Origin of the sequence: Agrococcus versicolor, from assembly GCF_039531815.1 — a bacterium.
Classification (GTDB): domain Bacteria; phylum Actinomycetota; class Actinomycetes; order Actinomycetales; family Microbacteriaceae; genus Agrococcus; species Agrococcus versicolor.
Genome location: NZ_BAAAQT010000001.1, coordinates 300,249 through 319,460 on the forward strand (window position 1 = coordinate 300,249; position 19,212 = coordinate 319,460).

Here is a 19,212-nt window from a genome sequence, read left to right on the forward strand (position 1 = left end):
TTCCCGCACGTCGTGCGGCACGACGTCGCGCGGCCGGTCGGCGCTCAGGCCCGGGCGGACGCCCTCGCGGTAGGGTCGAGTGCAAGCGGGCTCCCGCTTGCCGACCAGCTACAGGGGGACCCATGCCAGGCATCGTGATCCTCGGTGCGCAGTGGGGCGACGAGGGCAAGGGCAAGGCCACCGACCTCCTCGCGAGCCGCACCGACTACGTCGTGAAGTTCAACGGCGGCAACAACGCAGGCCACACCGTCGTCGTCGGCGACGAGAAGTACGCCCTGCACCTGCTGCCCTCCGGCATCCTCACCCCGGGCGTCGTGCCGGTGATCGGCAATGGCGTCGTCATCGACCTCGAGGTGCTCTTCGACGAGCTCGAGGCGCTCTCCGCCCGCGGCGTCGACGTGTCGAAGCTGCGCATCTCGGCCAACGCGCACATCATCGCCGACTACCACCGCACGCTCGACAAGGTCTCGGAGCGCTTCCTCGGCAAGCGCTCGATCGGCACGACCGGTCGCGGCATCGGCCCCGCCTACGCCGACAAGATCAACCGCGTCGGCGTGCGCGTGCAGGACCTCTTCGACCCGTCGATCCTGCGGCAGAAGGTCGAGGGCTCCCTCGACCTCAAGAACCACCTGCTGACGAAGGTCTACAACCGCAGGCAGATCACGGTCGACGAGATCGTCGACGACCTGCAGTCGTACGTCGAGCGTCTGCGCCCGATGGTGGGCGACACCGCGCTCGAGCTCGACCGCGCGCTCGACCGCGGCGACATCGTCGTGTTCGAGGCCGGCCAGGCGACGATGCTCGACATCGACCACGGCACCTACCCGTTCGTCACGTCGTCGTCCGCGACCGCCGGCGGCGCCGCGACGGGCTCGGGCGTCGCCCCGGCGCGCCTCGACCGCATCATCGGCATCGTGAAGGCGTACACGACGCGCGTCGGCTCCGGCCCGTTCCCCACCGAGCTCTTCGACGAGTGGGGCGAGCGCCTGCGCGCGACGGGCTTCGAGTTCGGCACGACGACCGGTCGCCCGCGTCGCACGGGCTGGTACGACGCCGTCATCACGCGCTACGCCGCGCGCGTCAACGGCGTCACCGACTTCGTGCTCACGAAGCTCGACGTGCTCACGGGCATCGAGCGCATCCCCGTGTGCGTCGCCTACGACGTCGACGGCGTGCGCCACGACGAGATGCCCGTGTCGCAGACCGACGTGCACCACGCGACGCCGATCTACGAGGAGCTGCCGGGCTGGACCGAGGACATCTCGGGCGCCCGGACGTTCGACGACCTGCCGAAGAACGCGCAGGACTACGTGCTCGCGCTCGAGGCGATGTCCGGATCGCGCATCTCGGCGATCGGCGTCGGCCCCGACCGCGAGGCCATCGTCGTGCGGCACGACCTCATCGACGGCTGACGCCATGACCGCCGACGACCGCGCGCTGCCGCGGTCGTTCCGGTGGCTGCTCGCCGCGGAGTCGGCGTCGTCGGTCGGCACGTACGTCACGCTGCTCGCGCTGCAGACGATCGTCGTCGTCACGCTCGGCGGCACGTCGGCCGACACCGGGCTGCTGAGCGCGGCGCGGTGGCTGCCGTACCTCGTGGCGGGGTTGCTCGTGGGCGCCGTCGTCGACCGGATGCGGCGCCGCCCGATCATGGTGTGGAGCGACGCGGCGCGCGCGGTGCTGCTCGCGGCGATCCCCGTGCTCTGGCTGCTCGACGCGCTCACGCTGCCCGCGCTGCTCGTCGTCGTCGTGGCCTACGGCGTCACGACGGTCGTGAACGACGCCGCGTCGATGGCGTTCCTCCCGCGGCTCGTCGCCGGCCCCGCGCTGCAGCGCGCGCACGCGCGCATCGACACGGCGGATGCCATCGCGCAGTCGGGCGGGCCCGCGCTCGGCGGGCTCGTCGTGCGCGCCGTGGGGGCGCCGTTCGCGGTGCTCGTGGATGCGCTCGCGTCGGCCTTCGCCGCCGTCGCGGTCGCGCGCATCCGCATCGACGAGCCTGCGCCGCCCGCGGGTGGTCGTCGCGTGCGCGACGTCGTGCGCGACGTCGCCGAGGGCATGCGGCTCGTCTACCGCGGCACGGCGCTGACGCGGCTCGCGCTCGCGACGCACGTGTGGTTCGGCGCCAACGCGGTGCTCGGCGTGCTCGTCGCGCCCTTCGCCCTCACGCGCCTCGGCCTCGATCCCGGGGCGTTCGGCCTCGTGCTCACCGCCGCGGGCGTCGGCGCGGTCGTCGGCGCCTCGGTCACGGGCGCCGTGGGGCGGCGGCTGGGAGCGCTGCCGACGGTCGCGGCGTGCCACGCGCTCTCGGCGGTCGCCGTGGTCGTCATGGGCCTCGCGGCGCTCGCCGCGGAGGATGCGCTCGCGGCGGCCCTCGTGCTCGGCGCGGGTCAGCTGCTCCACGGCATCGCGATGGGCGCGTCGAACTCGCACGAGATGGCCTACCGGCAGACCCGCACCCCCGATGCGGCGCAGGCGCGAGTGAACATGACGATGCGGGCCGCCAACCGCGCCGTCATCGTCGTGGTCGCGCCGATCGCCGGGCTCGTCGCGGTGACGACGGGCATCGTGCCGATGCTCGTCGCCGCCGCGGCCCTGTTCGCCGTCGCGGCCGTCGCGATCGCGGCGGCCCCGCGCGCATCCGGCACCTGACCCCGAGCGAGCGGCGGCGTCCCTCAGGCCACCGACGGCGCCTGCGTCACCACGGCAGCGCGTCGGGGATGGGCTCGGCGCCGAGCACGTGCTGCGCGCAGAACGCGAGCATCGTCTCGTTCCACGTCACCGCGTTCGAGGGGCGCAGCACCCAGTGGTTCTCGTCGGTCAGCTGCAGGAACCGGTGCGGCATCGACTCCGGCGTGCCCTGCCAGCCCGAGACGAGATCCCACCACAGCCGCAGCGCCTCGCTCACGGGCACGCGGTAGTCGCGGTTGCCGTGCGTGACGAGCATCGGCGTCGCGATGGCGGATGCCGAGTGGTGCGGCGAGTACGCCCGGTACCAGTCGGGCAGCGCGTCGGGGTGCCCGTGCACGCGCACCTTGTGCGACGCGGCGTCGGTCGTCGCGTGCTGCTGGTCGAGCGCCCAGAGCCCCGCGTGCGTCACGATGGCGCCGAAGCGGTCGGAGTGCCCCGCGATCCAGTTGGTCATGAAGCCGCCGAAGGAGGCGCCGAGCAGCGCCGTGCGCGACGCGTCGAGCGTGTCTCGCTGCAGCACGTCGTCGAGCAGCGTCTCGCATTCGCGCCACACGACGTCGGGCAGGCGCGGCCAGCCGCGGTTGAGGCCCGCGTGGCCGTAGCCGGTCGACATCGCCGGATCGGGCAGCAGCACGGCCCAGCCGCGCGCGACGGCGAGCCAGGGGTTCCACCGCCAGCTCCACGCGTTGTACGAGCCGTGCGGACCGCCGTGGATCCACAGCATCACCGGTGCCGGTGCGCTCGCGCTCGCATCCTGGGGCGTGCAGAGCCATCCGCCGACCCTCACGCCCTCGACGTCCGTCTCCACCCATTCGATGCGACCCGGCAGCGCGCCGATGCCGCCGGGTGCGCGGATGGGCGTCGGCGTCACGGCCCCATCGCCGGCGAGCGGGATGCGCACGGGGGCGGCGGGGCAGGCGACGTCGTCGCGCAGCGCGAGCACGGCCGTGCCGTCGGCGGTCGGGGCGAGCGCGCCGTGGGGCGCGTCGTCGACGAGCGTGCGGACCGCGCCCGTCGCGACGTCGACGAGCAGCACGGCCCCGCGCGAGTGCAGGTCGCCCGACACGACGAGCCGGGCGTCGTCGACCCACGCGTACCCGCCGATCGTGAGGTCGCCGACGTCGACGGCCACGGCATCGCCGCCCGCGACCGCGTGGATCTCGAGGAAGTCGTACGACGTGTCGGTCGGGGTCGAGGTCGTGCCGCGCGTCACGGCGACGCGGGCGCCGTCGGGCGACAGGCGCGGGCTCGACCAGCCGTGCGCCGCCGTCGGCTCCAGCAGCATCCTCCGGTCGCCGGAGGACACGTCGATCGCCGCGATGCCCGTGCGGGTCTCGCCACCGGCTGCGCGGGTCGTCCAGGTGGTCACGACGATCGATCCGTCGCGCGCGAGGTCGGCGGAGGCGTTGGTGAGCGCCACCGGGTCGGCGCCGGGGGTGAGCTCGCGCAGGTCGCCGTCCTGCGACACGAGCACGAGGCGCGTCGACTCGTCGCCGAGCTCGTGGTCCCAGTACCGGATGGGCATGCCCGTGTGCCAGATCGTCGTGCGCTTGGCCTCGCTGCGCGCGGTGCGTCGCTCGGCGTCGTCGTCGAGCGAGCCGCCGACGAGCACCTGCGTCGTCGCGAGCATCGAGCCGTCGTCGGCGACGGCGACGAGCGTCAGGCCACCCGGGGCGGAGGCGACCACGTGCGCCTCGCCGCGCGCCGGCAGGCGCCAGATCGCGGCACCGTCGTCGTCGTGCTCGCCCGTGGGGTCCGGGCGGGCCGAGGCGAACAGCAGCGAGCCGTCGCGGGCGAAGCGGGGTGCCGTCTCGCCCTGCTCGGACCACGTCAGGCGCCGCGCGTCGGCCTCGCCCGTCGCGTCGAGCTCCCACAGCGACGAGCGCATGCGCGCGCCGTGCTCGTCGGCCTGCTGGATCTGCGCCACGAGGCGGCCATCCGGCCCTGCCGCGAGGGCGGTGAGGCGAGGGATGCGGAGGAGCCCCTCGATGTCGGTGAAGTCGTCGAACGATGCGTCGGCCATCCCTCGACGGTATCGGGCGCCCTTCGAGACGGCGGCTCGCTGCGCTCGCTGCCTCCTCAGGGAGCGGGTGGGGGAGCCTCGAAGGGGGGTCGCCTCTCGTCCCGCTCCCTGAGGTGCGAGCGCAGCGAGCCTCGAAGGGGGCCCACCCCTCTCGTCCCGCTCCCTGAGGTGCGAGCGCCTCTCTCCCCGCTCCCTGAGGTGCGAGCGCAGCGAGCCTCGAAGGGTGCCCCCACCCGCCCGTGAGGCCGAGCCCGCTTCGAGACGGCGGCTCGCTGCGCTCGCTGCCTCCTCAGGAGCGGGTGGGAGAACGGCGGCATCCGGACCCCGCTCCCGCACGATCCGCGAAGCGAACCTCGGAAGGGTTGCGCCGACCACTACCTAGTGTCACTATCGACTGGTACTCACCGACACTGAGTACCGACGGGAGGGGCCATGCCCAAGCAGGTGACCGAGATGCTCAAGGGCATCCTCGAGGGCATCGTGCTCGCGATCCTCGGCCGGCGATCCGCCTACGGGTACGAGATCACCGCCGAGCTGCGCGACCGCGGATTCGCCGACATCGCCGAGGGCACGATCTACGCCCTGCTCGTGCGCATCGAGCAGCGCGGCCTCGTCGACGTCGAGAAGGTGCCCAGCGAGAAGGGCCCGCCGCGCAAGGTCTACGCGCTCAACGCGCTCGGCCGCACCGCCCTCGAGGAGTTCTGGGCCAACTGGGACTTCCTCTCCGACCGCCTCGGCGACCTGCGCGACGTCGCGCCGGGCGCCACCCCCACCCCCAAGGAGCACCCATGAACATCATCGAGCGACTCGTCGGCGACCTCGGCCAGAAGCGCGAGTACCACGACTACAAGCGGCGCGCGAAGGCGCTGCCCGAGCCCTACCGCGCGACGTGCGCCGCACTCGAGCGGTACCTCATGAGCGTCGGCGTCGGCGACGACAGCGCCGTGATGCTCACGATGCTCGACGACCTCGCGACGCTCCTCGAGCAGGGCGCGGCGGACGCGACGCCCGTGCGGGCGATCGTGGGCGACGACCCCGTCGAGTTCGCCGAGGCGTTCCTCGCGAACTACCCGCAGGGCAGCTGGATCAGCAAGGAGCGCGCCCGCCTCGCCACGTCGATCACGAAGGCCGTCGACGAGGCGGCCGAGCGATGAGCGTCGTCGAGGCGCCCGCCATCCGCATCCGCGGGCTCGAGCGCTCGTTCCGCGACGTGTCGGTGCTGCGCGGCGTCGACCTCGACGTCGCACCCGGCACGATCGTCGCGCTGCTGGGGGCGAACGGCGCGGGCAAGACGACGCTCGTGCGCATCCTCGCGACGCTGCTGCGGCAGGATGCGGGGACGGCGTCGGTCGCCGGCCACGACGTGCGCTCGGATGCGCGGGGCGTGCGGGAGGCGCTGAGCCTCACGGGCCAGTTCGCCGCCGTCGACGAGGTGCTCACGGGCCGCGAGAACCTCGCGCTCGTCGCCCGGCTGCGGCATCTGCCCGATCCGAACGGCGTCGCCGACGCGCTGCTCGAGCGCTTCTCGCTCGTCGAGGCGGGGCGGCGCCGCGCGGGCACCTACTCCGGCGGCATGCGGCGCAGGCTCGACCTCGCGATGAGCCTCGTCGGCGACCCCGCCGTCGTCGTGCTCGACGAGCCGACGACGGGCCTGGACCCGCTGGCACGCCTGGAGGTCTGGGATGCGGTGCGCGAGCTCGCGACGGCGGGCACGACCGTGCTGCTCACGACGCAGCACCTGGAGGAGGCCGAGCAGCTCGCCGACCGCATCGCGATCCTGCATCGCGGCCGCATCGTGCAGGACGGCACGCTCGCCGAGCTGCGCGCCCTCCTGCCGCAGGCCACCGTCGAGATGGTCGAGCGCGGTCCGAGCCTCGAGGACGTCTTCCTCGCCGTCGTCGGCGAGCGCCCGGGGCTCGAGAGCCCTGCGGGCGACGCCGGGACCTCCGAGGGGGAGCGATGAGCACGCACGCGATCCACGCCGATCCGGCCGTCGGCTCCGGCGCGACCCTCCGCGGCATCCGCGACGTCGCGACCCTCACGGGCCGCTCGCTGCGGCACGTCCTCCGCAGTCCCGACACCATCGTCACGACCGCGGTCATGCCGATCGCGTTCCTGCTGCTGTTCACGTTCGTGCTCGGCGGCGCGATCGACGTCGGGGATGCCGCCTACGTCGACTACCTGCTGCCGGGCATCCTGCTCATCACCATCGCGTCCGGCATCGCCTACACGTCGTACCGCCTCTTCCTCGACCTGCAGGCGGGGATCGTCGAGCGTCTGCAGGCGATGCCGATCGCGCGCTCGGCGGTGCTGTGGGCGCACGTGCTGACGTCGCTCGTGGCGAACCTCGTGTCGCTCGCGGTCGTGGTGCTGGCGGCGCTCGCGATGGGCTTCCGATCGGGTGCGGGCATCGGCGCGTGGCTCGCGGTCGCAGGCATCCTCGTCCTCGTGACGCTCGCGCTGACGTGGGTCGCGATCATCGCCGGGCTCACGGCGCGCAGCGTCGACGGGGCGAGCGCCTTCTCGTACCCGCTGATCCTGCTGCCCTTCGTGTCGTCGGCCTTCGTGCCGACCGAGACGATGCCCGGGCCCGTGCGATGGTTCGCCGAGCACCAGCCCGTCACCGCGATCGTCGACGCGATGCGGGCCCTGCTCGCGGGGGAGCCGGTGGGTGGCGAGCTCGCGGTGGCGCTCGCGTGGGTGCTGGGCATCCTCGTCGTCGCGGCGACGATCGCTGCCGCGATCCAGCGGCGCAGGCGCGCCTGACCGCCGGTGCCGGTCGGCGGGGCCACCCCGCCAAGATCACGCCTGAGCGGGCCGTCGCGCGGAATGCGCACGCGGCTGCCCGCTCAGGTGCGATCGCGGCGGTGGCTGTCGGATGGCCGCGGGCACGGTGACGAAGCGGCAGCGAGCCCGCGGCCGTTCGGCGGCGGGGCCCGGCGCGGTCCACTTCGTCCGGCCTCGGCTGCGCCTCGGAGGTCGAGCCGTGCTCTGATGGACCAGTGACCGCACGCATCCCCGACCTCGCGACGCTCGAGGGCGACGTCGTCCGCCTCGAGCCGCTCGTGCCCGACACGCTCCTCGAGCTGCGCGACGCGATCGGCGTCCCCGAGGTGTTCGCGAGCGGCTACGCCGGCGGTCCGGCCGCGCTCGACACGAGCGACGAGGGCTGGGTGCGCTGGGCCGAGCGTGCGTACCCGTGGCACGGCCGGCCCTTCGCCATCCGTCTGCGGAGCGGGCCGGACGCGGGGAGGCTCGTCGGGACGACGTCGCTCACCGACTTCGACGAGGCGTCCGAGCAGTGCCACCTCGGCTACACGGCCTACGCGCCCGCGGTGTGGGGCACGGCGGTGAACCCGGAGGCGAAGCTGCTCGTGCTCGGCCACGTCTTCGCGCACGGCTTCGGGCGCGTGCGCATCCAGGCGGATGCGGCGAACGACCGCTCGCGCGCCGCGATCGTGCGGCTCGGCGCGACGCTCGAGGGCGTGCTGCGCCGCATGCGCCAGGATGCGTCCGGCCAGTGGCGCGACGTCGCGGTGCACTCGATCCTCGTCGACGAGTGGCCCGCGGTGCGCGACGCCCTCGTCGAGCGCGTGCGCACGGCCCGCCGCCCGTAGCCCGCGCGGCGCACTGCGAGGTACGCATCTCGACGCGAGGTGCCGCGATCGCAGCACCTGGCGTCGACTCGCGCACCTCGCACCGCATCCGCCCGTCGAGCGGCGCTGAGATGCGCCGCTGAGCGGTGCGGCATGGACGCATCGCCCTCGCCGCGTCGCTCACGGACACATCTCAGCGGCGAGACGTCGTCAGGCCGCGCCGGCCCCCGCGGGCAGGCCGCCGGCCCGGCTCGCGCGCACGGCGTCGAGCGTCGAGCGCCCGATCGCGACGACGATCATGCGTCGGACGGCAGCGACGAGCACGACGACCAGCAGCAGGTTGCGCAGCGTCAGCAGCACGACGGCCCAGGCGTGCAGGTCGATGAGGGCGAGGTACGAGATGGGGAAGACGATCGTCGTCACGAGCCCCGTCGCGAGCAGCACCGCCGTCATCCGCCGCCACCACCGCTGCGCCCCCGCATGCACCGTCGCGATGGCGACGATCGCGACCGGCAGGATCCAGAGCATGTACTGCGGCGAGCCGACGCGGTTGCAGGCGAACATCGCGATCGTCACGACGAGGCCGGCCGTCAGCAGCGTCTCGTGCCGGTCGGCGCCGCGGCGCACCGCCACCTGCGCGAGCACGAGCGCGCCGATGGTGGCGAGCAGCATGAGCGGCGTCGACGCCTGCTGCGCGAGCCCGTCGAGCGGGCCGGCGACCTCGCGCGTCTCGAGCGCCATGTCGAACGACACGGAGGCTCCGGGCACGTGCAGCATGGCCATCCACACCCACGGCGTCGCGAGCGGCGCCTCGAGCTGCAGGTCGCGGTCGCCCTGCATCGTCGCGAACGATGCGAGGTGGCCGACGTCGCCCAGCACGACGGCGGCGGCGACGACGCCGGCCGTGACGACGACGCCCGCCTGCAGGATGCGGCCGCGCTCGCGCAGGACGACGAGCGCGCTGCCGACGAGCGCCACCGGCCACACCTTCATCCACGTCGCGACGGCGAGCAGCGCCCCCGCCGCCCACGGCCGGCGCGCGAGCATCGTGACCGCGATGACGACGAGCGGCGCCGTGACCCCCTCGAGCCGCAGCAGCGCGACGGGCCCGAGCGTCAGCAGCATGCAGAGCCACGCCCACCCGGCGATGCTCGCTCGCGTCGTGCCGCACGCGAGGATCGCCCGCAGCGCGAGCGCGTCGAGGACGCCGAGCATCGCGAGCCAGACCGTGAGGAACGCGGGGGCGGAGGCGACGGATGCGAGCGCGATCGGCAGCCATGCGAGCAGCGGGTAGACCCAGGGCGCGTCGATGCCGACGATGCCGCGGCCCTCGGCGGCGTCGACCGCCCACTCGCGGTAGAGGGGCAGGTCGCCGAGCGCGTCGCCCGTGAGCATCGGCACGGCGAAGGACGCGAGCGTCACGACCTGCAGCAGCGCGAAGCCGAGCCACACGGTGCGCGGCTCGCGCCAGCGCGGCGCGTGCCGCGCGACGGCGCGAGCACGCCGCAGCGCTCGGGCCTGCGCGCGCTCCGCGACGACCGCGCGACGCGCAGGGCCGTCCGGTGCTCGCTCGATCGTCGTCATCTCGAGGGCCACGGTAGGGGTCGGGCGGTCGGCGTCGTGCCCCCTTGCGGCCTTCCGTCGACGATGGGATGCAGGACGCGCTGCAGATGGCGCTCGCGATGCCGCGTCGAGCGTCGAGCGCCCAGCCCGTCAGCCGACGCGCGCGCCCTGCGGCGGGCCCGCCACCCTGCTGGCGCGCACGGCGTCGAGCGTCGAGCGCCCGACGGCCAGCACGACCATGCGGCGGGCGGCGGCGACGAGCACCACGACCAGCAGCAGGTTGCGCACGGTGAGCAGCACGACCGCCCACGCCTGCAGGTCGATGAGCGCGACGTACGCGATCGGGAAGATGATCGTCGTCAGCACCGCTGCCGCGAGCAGCACCGCCGTCATGCGGCGCCACCAGCGTTGCGCCGCGGCGTCGACCGTCGCGAGCGCCACGACCGCGACCGGCAGGATCCACAGCATGTACTGCGGCGAGCCGACGCGGTTGAGGGCGAACATCGCCACGGTGACGACGAGCGCGGCCGTCAGCAGCGTCTCGTGCCGGTCGGCGCCGCGGCGCACCGCGACCTGCGCGAGCACGAGCGCCCCGACGGTCGCGAGCAGCATGAGCGGGGTGGAGGCCTCCATGGCGAGCCCGTCGAGCGGGCCGACGACCTCGCGCGTCGCGAGCGCCACGTTCTGGAACACCGCAGCATCCCGCACCCCGAGCATCGCCATCCACACCCAGGGCGTCGCGAGCGGCGCCTCGAGCTGCAGGTTGCGCCCCTCCTGCATCGTCGCGAACGATGCGAGGTGGCCCACGTCGCCGAGCGCCACGGCGGCGACGATCACGGCGACCGTGACGACGGCCCCCGCCTGCAGGATGCGGCCGCGCTCGCGCAGGGCGACGAGCGCCGCGCCGACGAGGGCCGCGGGCCACACCTTGATCCAGGTCGCGACGGCGAGCAGCGCGCCGGCCGCCCACGGCCGCCGCGCGAGCATGAGCACGGCGACCACGACGAGCGGCGCCGTGACGCCCTCGAGCCGCAGGGTCGCGACGGGGCCGAGCGCCAGCAGCATGCCGAGCCACGCCCAGCCCGCGACGATGGCGCGCGTCGACCCGGGTGCGAGCAGCGCGCGCAGCGCCACGGCGTCGAGCGCGACGATCATCGCGAGCCAGAGCGTGAGGTACGCGGGGGCGGATGCGACGTTGGCGAGCCCGATGGGCAGCCACGCCAGCAGCGGGTACACCCACGCCTCGTCGATGCCGACGATCCCGCGACCCTCGAACGCGTCCATCGCCCACTCGCGGTAGAGCGGCAGGTCGCCGAGGGTGTCGCCGGCGATCATGTGCCCGGCGAACGCGCCGAGCGTGACCGCCTGCAGCACCGCGAAGCCGAGCCAGACGCTGCGGGTCTCGCGCCACCGGGGCGCGAGCCGCGCGATGGCGCGCGTGTGGCGCAGCGCGGTGGCCTGCGCGCGCTCGCCCACGGTCCGGGTGCCGTCGTGGGTGCGCTGCGGGAGTCGCTCGATCGTCGCCATCTCCGGCCACGGTAGGCGGCGCACGCCCTCGCCGACCCGCCGCGTCACGACTCGTCGTCGCCGTGACACCGAACGTTCACCCGGGAGGCGGTCCGCATGCGCCCGCGCGGCCGCGGAGGGCTCCGAGCATGGGCGGTCGTAGGCTGTGCGGGTGTCCGCACACGACGAGCTCGACCGCTACCGCAGCAGCATCGACAACATCGATGCCGTCCTCATCCACTCCCTCGCCGAGCGCTTCAAGCTCACGCAGGCCGTGGGGGCGCTCAAGGCGCAGGAGGGGATGCCGGCATCCGATCCGAGCCGCGAGCAGCGGCAGATCGCCCGCCTGCGGCAGCTCGCCGAGGAGTCGGGCCTGGATCCGGCCTTCGCGGAGAAGTTCCTCACGTTCGTCATCGCCGAGGTCATCCACCACCACGAGCGGCACGCGGCCGGCCAGGGCTGACGCCCGCTCGTCGCGCGCACGCCGCCCGTCGGCCTGCGCGCCTGCCGTCGCTCGCGACGGTCAGTCGCGCGGCGGCAGCGCCCGCAGCACCGCGAGCACCTGCTCGGCGGGCATCTCGCACGGCTTGAGGTGCGTGCCCGACGTCGTGCGCCAGACGTTGGCGCTCATGCGACGCGCGCCGCCCAGCTCCTCGCCCTCGATGGTGCTCGATCGCCCGCCGGCATGGTCGACGCGCGTGAGGCCCCAGGCGCGCCCGTCCACGTCGTGCCGGCTCCATCCGATCGGCACGCGGTCGACGAGCTCGGCGAGGCCGTCGCCGGAGCCATCCTCGACGGGGTCGCGGCCGGCACCGGGTCGGTGGCCCGAGTCGATGCTGCGACCGGTGCCGTCGCCGGAGCCGGGACGGCCATCGACGGGCGCGCCGACGCGCGCGTCCCCGTCCGCGCCCCGCCCTCGATCAGCCATGCGCGGCCGTGAGGCTCAGGCGAAGCGGTCGTAGATCGTCGAGGCGTGCGTCTGGCGCAGCTCGTCGAGGCCGATCGTGAACACGTCCTGCACCTCGATGGAGCCCGTGGTCGCGTCGGTCGCGCCGATCCGCATCGAGGGCACGCCGCGCGCGTCGCACATGCCGGTGAAGCGGACGTCGTCCTCGCGCGGCACGGCGACGAGGATGCGGGCGCCGGACTCCGAGAAGAGGGCGGCGGTGAGGTCGACGCCGTCGCGCTCGCAGATCTCGTCGAGCCACACGCGTGCGCCGATGCCGAAGCGGAGCGCGCCCTCGGCGAGCGTGACGCCGAGGCCGCCCTCCGACAGGTCGTGCGCGGCGGCGAGCAGGCCGTCGTGCGCAGCCGCCTGCACGAGCGAGGCCACGGCCTGCTCGGCGGCGAGGTCGACGCGCGGCGGGCGCCCGCCGAGGTGGTCGTGCACGACGCCGGCCCAGGCGGAGCCGTCGAGCTCGTCGCGCGTCGTGCCCAGCAGGTACAGGTGCAGGCCGTCGTCCTGCCAGCCGGCGGGCACGCGGCGGGCGACGTCGTCGATGACGCCGAGCACGCCGACGACGGGCGTCGGGTGGATCTGCGTCTCGCCCGTCTGGTTGTAGAACGACACGTTGCCGCCCGTGACGGGGATGCCGAGCTCGGCGCATGCGTCGGCGAGCCCGTCGACGGCCTCCGCGAACTGCCACATGACGAACGGGACCTCGGGGTTGCCGAAGTTCAGGCAGTCGGAGACGCCGAGAGGCTTGGCGCCCGTCGCGGCGACGTTGCGGAACGCCTCGGCGAGCGCGGCCTTCGCGCCCTCGCGCGGGTCGAGCTGGCAGTACCGGCCGTTCGCGTCGACGGAGACGGCGAAGCCCAGGCCCGACTCCTCGTCGATGCGCACCATGCCGGCGTCGTCGGGCATCGACAGCGCCGTGTTGCCGAGCACGTACGAGTCGTACTGCTCGGTGATCCACGACGGGTCGGCGATGTTGGGGCTGCCGGCGAGCGCGAGCAGCTCGGAGCGCAGGCCGGCGGCCTCCGACCGCGGCAGGCGCGCCGTGGTGTCGGCGTTGAGCGCGTCGAGCCAGTCGGGGCGCTCCATGGGCCGGTCGTAGACGGGGGAGTCGATCGCGACGGTGCGCGGGTCGACGTCGACGATCGTCTCGCCGCCGTGCGTGATGACGAGGCGGCCGGTGCCGGTGACCTCGCCGAGCACGCTCGTCTCGACGTCCCACCTCTCAGTGATCGCGAGGAACGCGTCGAGCTGGTCGGGCCGGACGATGGCCATCATGCGCTCCTGCGACTCCGACATGAGGATCTCCTCGGCCGTGAGCGTGGGGTCGCGCAGCAGCACGTGGTCGAGCTCGACCTGCATGCCGCCGTCGCCGTTCGAGGCGAGCTCGCTCGTCGCGCACGAGATGCCCGCGGCGCCGAGGTCCTGGATGCCCTCGACGACGCCGGCCTGGAAGAGCTCGAGGCAGCACTCGATGAGCACCTTCTCGGCGAACGGGTCGCCCACCTGCACGGCGGGGCGCTTGGCGGGGCCGTCGGCGTCGAACGAGTCGGAGGCGAGGATCGAGGCGCCGCCGATGCCGTCGCCGCCGGTGCGTGCGCCGAAGAGCACGACCTTGTTGCCGGCGCCGCGGGCGTTGGCGAGGTGGAGGTCCTCATGGCGCAGCACGCCGACGGCGAGCGCGTTGACGAGCGGGTTGCCCTGGTAGACGGCGTCGAACACCGTCTCGCCGCCGATGTTCGGCAGGCCGAGGCAGTTGCCGTAGAACGAGATGCCGCCGACGACGCCGTGCACGACGCGGGCGGTGTCGGGGTGGTCGATGGCGCCGAAGCGCAGCGCATCCATGACGGCGACGGGGCGCGCACCCATCGAGATGATGTCGCGCACGATGCCGCCGACGCCGGTCGCGGCACCCTGGAAGGGCTCGACGAACGACGGGTGGTTGTGGCTCTCGATCTTGAACGTGACCGCCCAGCCCTCGCCGGCATCCAGCACGCCGGCGTTCTCGCCCATGCCGACCATGAGGCGCTCGCGCATGGCCTCCGTGGTCTTGTCGCCGAAGACGCGCAGGTGCCGCTTCGAGGACTTGTACGAGCAGTGCTCGCTCCACATCACGGAGTACATCGCCAGCTCGCCCGACGTGGGGCGGCGGCCGAGGATCTCGCGGATGCGGTCGTACTCGTCGGACTTGAGGCCGAGCGCCGCGTACGGCTGCTCCTTCTCCGGGGTCGCGATCGCGTGCTCGACGGTGTCGGCGACGGGGCGGGCGGGGGCATCGGGCACGGGCGGGACCTCACGGCGGGAGCGGATGCGGTACACCTGAGCCTACTCGCCGCGGCTAGCGTGGGCGGATGCCCTCGCGACGCCCCGCTCCGGCTCGACGCATCCTCGCGTGGGCGGCGTTCGCGGCGGCCGTCGGCATCCAGCTCGTCGGGCTCTACGCGCCCTCGACGCCCGACGGCCCGGGCATCCCGGGGCTCGACAAGATGGCGCACGTCGGCATGTTCGCGCTCGTCATGGCCACGGGCGCGATCGCGGGCCTCCCGCCGCGCGGGCTCGCGGCGGTGCTGCTCGCGCACGCCGTCGTCTCGGAGGTCGTGCAGGGCGCGCTGCTGCCCACGCGATCCGGCGACGCGTGGGATGCGGTCGCCGACGCGGTGGGCATCGCCGTCGGGTGGCTCGTCGCGGGGCTCGCGATGCGTCGCTCGCGCACGCGTCGGCGCGCGGCCACCGCACCCTGATCGACCGGCCCGCGCCTTCCGAGCGACGCGCATCGGTGGTAGGCCTGCATGCGTGACCACGCCAGCGCCCGCCCGCGACGACCCGCGTCCCACGGAGCGCATGGTCTTCTTCTCCGATGCCGTCGTCGCCATCGCGATGACGCTCCTCATCCTGCCGCTCATGGAGAGCGTGGCGGAGGGCGGCGGCGAGGGGCTCACGGCCGCCGACTGGGCGGCCGAGCACGGCGACCAGCTGCTCGGATTCGGCATCTCGTTCGTGCTCGTCGCGATCTTCTGGCGGTGGCACCACGGGTTCTTCGACCGCGTGCGGCGCTCCACGCCCACGCTCATGCGATGGAACTTCGCGTGGCTGCTGCTCATCGTCTGGCTGCCCGTCGCCACCGCGCTGTCGACGGTCGAGGGCGGCGACGCGTCGAACGTCATCGTCTACGTCACGACGATCGCGGCGGTCCCGCTCGTGAGCGCCGTCATCCACCTGCACGTCGTGCGGCATCCCGGGCTCGTCGACGAGGATCGTCCGCTCGACCCTCGGGGGCTGGCTGCGAACGTCTCGCTCGTGATCCTGCTGGTCGCGGCGCTCGCGCTCGCGCTGCTGCTGCCGGACGTCGGCTACCTGGCGCTGCTGCTCGCCGCGGCGACGCCGCTCATGGTGCGCGTGCTGCACCGTCCGCTCGCGCGGCTGGTCCACGAGCGCTGACGAGGTCCCCGAACCCGCCCTCGCCGCGAGGGTCGACACGTGGTGGTGATGCGTGCGCGGTGCCGCGGTCTCCCGCGGGTGCGCGTGTGCGGCGTGCCGGGCGAAGATCCGAAGCGGATGCGTCGGCCCGTCGACGCTGCGAGCCTGCCCTTGCCCCGGCAGGCGTGGGGTTCGTGTCCGCCCCCGTCGCGGCTACCGACTCGTCAGCGCAGGTCCGTCGCCCAGTTCACCTCCTGGATGCGCAGGTCGAGCTCGCGCAGCGCCTTCGCCGTCTGGTCGGCGGCGGCGTGCAGGCTCGCGACGTCGCTCGTCGGCAGCAGCCGCAGCTCGGAGCGCAGCATGCGGTCGGCGCGCGGCGTCGACTGCTCGGCGAGGCTCGTGAGCGTGCGATGCCTGCGGCGCAGCGTGTCGCGCCGCGCGAGCGCCGCCGTCAGCGGCACGCCGTCGACGTCGGTGGCGGCGTTCGTGAGGTTGATGCGCACGACGAGCGTCTCGAGCTCGGCGAGCACGGCGTCGTGCTCGGCGACGAGCGCCGCGGGGTCGTCGACCGGCGCCGTGCCCTCCTGCGCCACGGCGGAGCGGTACGCGCGCTGCGCGAGCGCGTCGGCGCGGGTCGTCAGGTCGGCACGGTGCGAGAGGGCTGCGGCGAGTCGCATGCGGTCCACGGTAGCGGCGGGCCGGCTCACTCCGCGGCCTTGAGGTCCTTCCGCAGGATCTTGCCGGATGCCGACTTCGGGATCGCCTCGACGTAGGCGACGTGGCGCACCTTCTTGTACGGGGCGACGCGCTCGGCGACCCACGCCATGAGGGCCTCCGCATCCTGGTCGGCGCCCGGTGCGGACACGACGAACGCCTTCGGGTCCTCGTCGCCGTCGTCGGTGCGCACGCCGATCACCGCAGCGTCGGCGACGTCCGGATGCGTCAGCAGCAGCGCCTCGAGCTCGGCGGGCGCCACCTGGTAGCCCTTGTGCTTGATGAGCTCCTTGAGCCGGTCGACGATGTGCACGTTGCCGTCGGCGTCGTAGGAGGCGAGGTCGCCGGTGCGCAGGAAGCCGTCGTCGCGCAGCGTGTGCGCCGTGGCCTCGGGGTCGTCGAGGTAGCCGAGCATGACCTGCGGTCCGCGCACCCACAGCTCGCCCGACGCCGACAATCCGTCGTGCTCGGGCGGCTCGATCGCGTCGCCCGACTCGATGTCGACGATCCGGTCCTCCGTGCCGCCGACGACGGTGCCGACCGAGCCGAGCGGGGTCGTCGCCCCCTCGCCGCGGATGAAGGCGTGGCTGACGGGGCTCAGCTCCGTCATCCCGTAGCCCTGCAGCATCTCGAGGTCGAGCCGGTCGGCCACGCGGTGGCCGAGCTGCTCGTCGAGCGGGGCGGCGCCCGAGAAGACCGTGCGCAGCGCCGAGAGGTCGTACTCGTCGACGAGCGGGTGCTTGGCGAGCGCGACGGCGATCGGCGGGGCGATGAACGCGAACGTCACCCGGTGGTCCTGGATGACGCGCAGGAACTCGGCGAGGTCGAAGCGGGGCATCGTCACGAGCGTCGCCCGCACGCGCAGCGCGAGGTTCAGCAGCACGGTCATGCCGTAGATGTGGAAGAAGGGCAGCACTGCGAGCACGCGCTCGCCGCGCTCGACGCGGATGATGGGCTCGCACTGCGCCACGTTGGCGACGAGGTTGCGGTGCGACAGCATGACGCCCTTGGGCTTGCCGGTCGTGCCCGAGGAGTAGGGCATGACGGCGACGTGCGTCGCGGGATCGATCGTGACGTCGGGTGCCGCATGGCCGGCGGAGAGCAGGGCCGCGAGCGACGGGTGGCCGTCGAGGCCGTCGAGCACGACGATGCGGTCGTCGGCGATGCCGACCGCGTGGGCCGCTGCGATCGACTGCGGTGCGAGCGGCGACACCGTGACGTGGGCGACGGCACCCGACGCCCGCAGCTGCACCTCGATCTCGTGCGGCGTGTAGAGGGCGTTGAGCGTCGTGGCGGTCGCGCCGGCACGCAGGATGCCGTGGAAGGCGACCGCGAAGGCCGGCACGTTGGGGCAGTGCAGCCCGACGACGTCGCCGGGGCGGATGCCCATCGCGGCGAGCGCGCCCGCGAACGCCTCGGCGCGGCCGACGAGCTCGCCGTACGTCATGACGTCGCCGGTCGTGCCGTCGACGAGGGCGGGCAGCGCCCTGTCGTCGTCGCTCAGGTCGTGGAAGAGGGACGTCCAGATGTCGGCGTCCGGGATGACGGGCTCGGGGCGGATGCTGCGCATGTCGGTCTCCTGACCAGGGCCGACGTCGTCGTCATCCCCCTGTCGGAAGCCTAGGCGTCGCCGCCGTCCCCGGGTAGTCGTTGCGAGGTACGCATCTCGCTCCCGGGTACGCCGATCGGCGTACCCGGCGTCGAGGTGCGTACCTCGGAACGCGGGATGCGTCCCCGGCGTCGAGGTGCGTACCTCGCGACGACCGGGCGGGTCAGGCGGCGGCCGACTCCAGCGCGAGCGCGAAGATCGTCAGGCCGTCGAGGCCCGAGCGCATGCGCGTGGCGGTGTCGGGACCGAAGCCCAGCTCGACGGCGTGCTCGGGATGCGGCATGAGGCCGACGACGTTGCCCGCGGCGTTCGCGACGCCGGCGATGTCGTCCATCGACCCGTTGGGGTTGCGACCGGCGTAGCGGAACGCGACGAGGCCCTCGCCCTCGATGCGCTCGAGCTCGTCCTTCGTCGCGACGTAGCGTCCCTCGCCGTTCTTGAGCGGGATGACGATCTCCTGGCCGGCGTCGAACCCGCCCGTCCACGCGGTCGAGGTGCGCTCGACCGTGAGGCGCTGGTCGCGGCGCACGAACAGGCCCGTCGCGTTGCGCACGAGGCCGCCGGGCAGCAGGCGCGCCTCGGCGAGCATCTGGAAGCCGTTGCAGATGCCCAGCACGGGCACGCCGCGGTTCGCGGCTGCCACGACCTCGGTCATGATCGGCGACAGCGACGCGATGGCGCCGGCGCGGAGGTAGTCGCCGTACGAGAAGCCACCGGGGAGCACGAGGGCGTCGACGCCCTGCAGGTCGTGGTCACGGTGCCACAGCGCCACGGGCTCATGCCCGGCGAGGCGGACGGCGCGCTGCGCGTCGCGGTCGTCGAGCGTGCCCGGGAAGGTGACGACGCCGACCCTCACGCGCGCTCCTCGACGTGGACGCCGACGACGTCCTCGATGACGGTGTTGGCGAGCACGTCCTCCGCGACGGTGCGCACCTGCGCGAGCAGCGCGTCGGTGACCTCGCCCTCGACGGTGAGCTCGAAGCGCTTGCCGATGCGCACCTGGCCGACGGCCTCGTGGCCGAGACGTGCCAGCGCGCGAGTCACCGCCTTGCCCTGGGGGTCGAGGATCTCGGCCTTCGGCATGACGTCGACGACGATGAGGGGCATGGGCTTCGACTCCTCGCGGGGTGGGGTGCCT

19 protein-coding genes are annotated in these 19,212 nt (G+C 73.8%); 10 read left to right on the plus strand and 9 right to left on the minus strand.

Annotation, left to right across the window (positions count from 1 at the left end; genetic code table 11):
• Window positions 1-122: 122 nt before the first annotated feature.
• Together ABD249_RS01440 and ABD249_RS01445 are read left to right on the plus strand one after the other, a co-directional pair.
• Window positions 123-1,412, plus strand: coding sequence for an adenylosuccinate synthase (locus tag ABD249_RS01440; protein WP_344339560.1), 1,290 nt, complete (start codon window positions 123-125; stop codon window positions 1,410-1,412).
• A gap of 4 nt (window positions 1,413-1,416) precedes the next feature.
• Window positions 1,417-2,652, plus strand: coding sequence for an MFS transporter (locus tag ABD249_RS01445; RefSeq protein ID WP_344339562.1), 1,236 nt, complete (start codon window positions 1,417-1,419; stop codon window positions 2,650-2,652).
• Window positions 2,653-2,698: 46 nt separating this feature from the next.
• Here ABD249_RS01445 and ABD249_RS01450 read toward each other — a convergent pair whose 3' ends face one another.
• Window positions 2,699-4,714: a S9 family peptidase gene (locus ABD249_RS01450; RefSeq protein WP_344339564.1), complete on the minus strand. Its 2,016-nt coding sequence runs from the start codon at window positions 4,712-4,714 to the stop codon at window positions 2,699-2,701.
• 432 nt (window positions 4,715-5,146) lie between these two features.
• Between ABD249_RS01450 and ABD249_RS01455 the strand changes: the two genes are divergently transcribed.
• The 5 genes from ABD249_RS01455 to ABD249_RS01475 all read left to right on the plus strand — a co-directional run bounded on the left by ABD249_RS01455 (window position 5,147) and on the right by ABD249_RS01475 (window position 8,331).
• Complete coding sequence (locus tag ABD249_RS01455; protein WP_344339566.1) at window positions 5,147-5,506, plus strand: PadR family transcriptional regulator; 360 nt, start codon at window positions 5,147-5,149, stop codon at window positions 5,504-5,506.
• Window positions 5,503-5,868, plus strand: a complete 366-nt coding sequence (locus tag ABD249_RS01460; RefSeq protein ID WP_344339569.1) for a DUF1048 domain-containing protein — start codon at window positions 5,503-5,505, stop codon at window positions 5,866-5,868. The genes ABD249_RS01455 and ABD249_RS01460 overlap by 4 nt, the downstream gene beginning before the upstream one ends.
• Window positions 5,865-6,677, plus strand: a complete 813-nt coding sequence (locus tag ABD249_RS01465) for an ABC transporter ATP-binding protein (protein ID WP_344339570.1) — start codon at window positions 5,865-5,867, stop codon at window positions 6,675-6,677. Before ABD249_RS01460 ends, ABD249_RS01465 begins: the two co-directional genes overlap by 4 nt.
• On the plus strand, window positions 6,674-7,480 hold the full coding sequence (locus ABD249_RS01470; RefSeq protein WP_344339571.1) for an ABC transporter permease: 807 nt from the start codon (window positions 6,674-6,676) through the stop codon (window positions 7,478-7,480). The genes ABD249_RS01465 and ABD249_RS01470 overlap by 4 nt, the downstream gene beginning before the upstream one ends.
• Before the next feature lie 236 nt (window positions 7,481-7,716).
• Complete coding sequence (locus tag ABD249_RS01475; protein WP_344339573.1) at window positions 7,717-8,331, plus strand: GNAT family N-acetyltransferase; 615 nt, start codon at window positions 7,717-7,719, stop codon at window positions 8,329-8,331.
• Between the two features lie 189 nt (window positions 8,332-8,520).
• On the opposite strand, the gene ABD249_RS01480 is transcribed toward ABD249_RS01475, so the two are convergent.
• Window positions 8,521-9,894 (minus strand): hypothetical protein, encoded by a 1,374-nt coding sequence (locus ABD249_RS01480; protein WP_344339575.1) that lies wholly within the window; start codon window positions 9,892-9,894, stop codon window positions 8,521-8,523.
• Window positions 9,895-10,023: 129 nt separating this feature from the next.
• Window positions 10,024-11,400, minus strand: a complete 1,377-nt coding sequence (locus tag ABD249_RS01485; RefSeq protein ID WP_344339576.1) for a hypothetical protein — start codon at window positions 11,398-11,400, stop codon at window positions 10,024-10,026.
• A gap of 151 nt (window positions 11,401-11,551) precedes the next feature.
• Between ABD249_RS01485 and ABD249_RS01490 the strand changes: the two genes are divergently transcribed.
• Window positions 11,552-11,842, plus strand: a complete 291-nt coding sequence (locus ABD249_RS01490) for a chorismate mutase (protein WP_344339579.1) — start codon at window positions 11,552-11,554, stop codon at window positions 11,840-11,842.
• 60 nt (window positions 11,843-11,902) lie between these two features.
• Here the strand turns inward: ABD249_RS01490 and ABD249_RS01495 are convergent, their stop codons facing one another.
• Together ABD249_RS01495 and purL are read right to left on the minus strand one after the other, a co-directional pair.
• A complete protein-coding gene (locus ABD249_RS01495) occupies window positions 11,903-12,307 on the minus strand; it encodes a hypothetical protein (RefSeq protein ID WP_344339580.1) in 405 nt (134 codons plus the stop codon).
• 15 nt (window positions 12,308-12,322) lie between these two features.
• Window positions 12,323-14,617 carry a phosphoribosylformylglycinamidine synthase subunit PurL gene (gene purL, locus ABD249_RS01500; protein ID WP_344339583.1) on the minus strand — a complete coding sequence of 765 codons (2,295 nt, stop codon included), beginning with the start codon at window positions 14,615-14,617 and terminating at the stop codon, window positions 12,323-12,325.
• Between the two features lie 68 nt (window positions 14,618-14,685).
• Here purL and ABD249_RS01505 point away from each other — a divergent pair, with 68 nt between their 5' ends.
• Both ABD249_RS01505 and ABD249_RS01510 read left to right on the plus strand, forming a co-directional pair.
• Window positions 14,686-15,075 (plus strand): VanZ family protein, encoded by a 390-nt coding sequence (locus tag ABD249_RS01505; RefSeq protein WP_344339585.1) that lies wholly within the window; start codon window positions 14,686-14,688, stop codon window positions 15,073-15,075.
• A gap of 52 nt (window positions 15,076-15,127) precedes the next feature.
• Window positions 15,128-15,772: a TMEM175 family protein gene (locus ABD249_RS01510; RefSeq protein WP_344339587.1), complete on the plus strand. Its 645-nt coding sequence runs from the start codon at window positions 15,128-15,130 to the stop codon at window positions 15,770-15,772.
• A gap of 203 nt (window positions 15,773-15,975) precedes the next feature.
• Here ABD249_RS01510 and ABD249_RS01515 read toward each other — a convergent pair whose 3' ends face one another.
• The 4 genes from ABD249_RS01515 to purS all read right to left on the minus strand — a co-directional run bounded on the left by ABD249_RS01515 (window position 15,976) and on the right by purS (window position 19,181).
• Window positions 15,976-16,428: a DIP1984 family protein gene (locus ABD249_RS01515; RefSeq protein ID WP_344339588.1), complete on the minus strand. Its 453-nt coding sequence runs from the start codon at window positions 16,426-16,428 to the stop codon at window positions 15,976-15,978.
• Between the two features lie 26 nt (window positions 16,429-16,454).
• Complete coding sequence (locus ABD249_RS01520; protein ID WP_344339591.1) at window positions 16,455-18,035, minus strand: AMP-binding protein; 1,581 nt, start codon at window positions 18,033-18,035, stop codon at window positions 16,455-16,457.
• Window positions 18,036-18,237: 202 nt separating this feature from the next.
• The gene (gene purQ, locus ABD249_RS01525; RefSeq protein ID WP_344339592.1) at window positions 18,238-18,930 is read right to left on the minus strand and encodes a phosphoribosylformylglycinamidine synthase subunit PurQ; all 693 of its coding nucleotides are present in this window, start codon (window positions 18,928-18,930) and stop codon (window positions 18,238-18,240) included.
• Window positions 18,927-19,181 carry a phosphoribosylformylglycinamidine synthase subunit PurS gene (gene purS / locus ABD249_RS01530; RefSeq protein WP_344339593.1) on the minus strand — a complete coding sequence of 85 codons (255 nt, stop codon included), beginning with the start codon at window positions 19,179-19,181 and terminating at the stop codon, window positions 18,927-18,929. Before purS ends, purQ begins: the two co-directional genes overlap by 4 nt.
• Between the last annotated feature and the right edge of the window lie 31 nt (window positions 19,182-19,212).